The following is a 1,361-nucleotide window of genomic DNA, read 5'->3' on the forward strand; positions in this document are numbered from 1 at the left end:
GATAACGTCCGAATTCTTGCGCACTTTGGTTTGGGCTTGAGATAGAGGCATGGCCCGTGTCCTGTGTACGATTTTCTGTCGCCAAACAAGATAAACCGCGATTGGAAAGCAGGACACAAGCCATGTCACAGCAGATTCTACAGGTCGACCAGGCCATGCTCGAGACCACCCTGGACCGGATGGTCAGGAAGACGGTCGAGGAGACGTTGAACGCGATGCTCGACGCCGAGGCCGACGAGATCACCGGCGCCGCGCGCTACGAGCGCAGCGGCGGGCGCAAGGCGTACCGGGCCGGTCATTACGAGCGCGATCTGACCGTCAAGGCCGGCAAGGTGAGCCTGAAGGTGCCGAAATTGAAGGGCGCGATATTCTCGTCGGCGGTGATCGAACGCTACCGTCGGCGCGAGGAGAGCGTCGAGGAGGCGCTGATCGACATGTACCTGGCCGGCGTGTCCACGCGTCAGGTCGACGACGTGTGCCAGTTGCTGTGGGGCGACCGCATGCCCTCGCAGACGCTCTCCGACAAGCTCAAGAGGGTGTATGCCGACATCGACGCGTGGCGGGAGCGGCCGCTGACGCAGGAGTACCCGTACGTGTTCATGGACGGCGTGTGGCACAAGCGCTGCTGGGGAGGCGCGGTGGAGAACGTGAGCGTGCTGGTCGCGATCGGCGTCGGCGCGGACGGCCGGCGCGAGGTACTCGCGGTGGCGGAGGGCATGAAGGAGGACGCGGAAAGCTGGCGCGAGTTCATCACCGGCATGGTCGCACGCGGCCTCAAAGGCGTCAGATTGGTGACCGGCGACCGGTGCGCGGGACTGGTGGCCGCGGTGGGCGAGCTGCTGCCCGGGGCGCGCTACCAGCGGTGCATGGTGCATTTCGAGCGCAACGTGCTCGCCAAGGTCAACCCCGGGAACCGGGACTGGGCGGCCGACGCGCTGAAGGCCGTGTTCTCCATGGAAAACCGCGACAAGGCGTTGGAGAAGGCCGAATCCGTCGCCGCGGAAATGGAATCCCGGAAATTGAGGGAGGCCGCCAAATGCCTCAGGGAGGGCGTCGGCGAGACGACGACCTACCTGCTCGACGACTATCCCAGGGAGCACCGCCGGCGCATCCGCACGAACAACATGATCGAACGGTTGAACCGCGAGATCCGACGTCGCACGCGCGTGGTCGGCTCGTTCCCGGACGGCAGGAGCGCGTTGATGCTTATCTGCGCACGCGTGCGCTACGTCACCTCCAACGAATGGTCGACACGACGCTACCTCGACATGTCCCGACTCGGTGAGACCGTACCAGCAGCGAACTGATCATCGTCACAGGGACGGACGAAGACCAAAGTGCGCAAGATCTCGGGCACTACC

Annotated in this window: 1 protein-coding gene; it reads left to right on the forward strand. The window is 64.4% G+C overall.

Annotation, left to right across the window (positions count from 1 at the left end; genetic code table 11):
• Positions 1-122: 122 nt before the first annotated feature.
• On the forward strand, positions 123-1,307 hold the full coding sequence (locus tag AC1A0G_RS12185; protein WP_476530011.1) for an IS256 family transposase: 1,185 nt from the start codon (positions 123-125) through the stop codon (positions 1,305-1,307).
• Positions 1,308-1,361: the final 54 nt, after the last annotated feature.

The sequence above is a fragment of the Bifidobacterium sp. LH_230 genome (assembly GCF_056357555.1).

What these genes read in the sequence shown, in the direction of transcription:
- AC1A0G_RS12185 (WP_476530011.1), top strand. Translation starts at nt 123, where the DNA reads ATGTCACAGCAGATTCTACAGGTCGACCAGGCCATGCTCGAGACCACC.